This is a genomic window from Methylophaga sp. UBA4204, assembly GCF_002379485.1.
GTDB lineage: Bacteria > Pseudomonadota > Gammaproteobacteria > Nitrosococcales > Methylophagaceae > Methylophaga.
In genome coordinates, this window is the sequence record NZ_DFTU01000091.1 from 1,039 (window position 1) to 2,287 (window position 1,249).

A 1,249-nucleotide genomic window follows, 5' to 3' on the forward strand; every position below is an offset into this window, starting at 1 on the left:
TGAGGAAGGACAATATTATTTATCGCCAGTTCAGGCCCAGGCTATCCTGGATATGCGTCTGCATAGACTGACCGGTCTGGAACAAGACAAAATCCTGCAGGAATACCGTGAAGTTCTCGATCAAATTCGTGACTTGCTGGCTATTTTGAGTGACCCAGACAATCTGATGGCTGTTATCCGTCAGGAATTAGTAGCAATTAATGATGAGTATGGTGATAACCGCCGTACCGAAATTCTGGATACACATCTGGATCTGACATTGGAAGATCTGATCACTGAAGAAGAGATGGTGGTCACTTTATCGCATGCTGGTTATGCCAAAACACAGCAGTTGGATACCTATCAGGCGCAACGCCGTGGCGGTAAAGGTAAAGCAGCCACTTCAATGAAAGATGAAGATTTCATTGAACATCTGTTTATTGCCAATACGCATGACACTTTATTGTGTTTCTCCAGTACCGGTAAGGTTTACTGGAAAAAAGTTTATGAATTACCACAAGGTGGCCGTACGGCCCGTGGTAAACCCATTGTGAACTTGCTGCCTCTGGAAGAAAACGAACGTATCAATGCGGTATTGCCTATTCGTGAGTTTGAAGCCGATAAATTTATCTTTATGGCAACTGCTAGTGGCACGGTCAAGAAAACGCCATTAGTTGATTACTCCCGTCCACGCGCCAACGGTATTATTGCGGTCGATCTGAAAGATGATGACAAACTGGTTGGGGTGGCATTAACGGATGGTGAGTCTGATGTCATGCTGTTTAGCAGCAACGGCAAAGTTATCCGTTTCCCTGAAACCGATGTTCGCTCAATGGGCCGTGTTTCCCGTGGTGTTCGTGGTATGCGTCTGGCCGATGGTGAACAGATCATTTCGTTGATTATTGCTCAGCAGGAAGGTGCCATTCTGACAGCAACCGAGTTCGGTTACGGTAAACGCACCAACCTGGAAGAGTATCGTGTCCAGGGTCGTGGTGGTCAGGGCATTATTTCAATCCAGACTTCTGCACGTAACGGTCAGGTCGTCGGTGCAGTACAAGTCTGTGACGAAGATCAGATCATGTTGATTACCAATGGCGGTACGCTGGTTCGTACACCTGTTAAACATGTTTCTCTGGTAGGACGTAATACTCAGGGTGTACGTCTGATTAATCTCAGTAATGAAGAAAAACTGGTGGGTCTGGAACGCGTTATTGAAGATGAAGATCAAGATATCGACGATCTGCCACACACTGATGATTTAACGGAAGAA

General features: G+C 46.0%; 1 protein-coding gene. It reads left to right on the forward strand.

Annotated elements, in window-relative coordinates; genetic code table 11:
• A partial coding sequence (locus tag B3182_RS13545) for a DNA gyrase C-terminal beta-propeller domain-containing protein (protein WP_292753104.1) occupies window positions 1–1,249 on the forward strand: 1,249 nt, incomplete at both ends.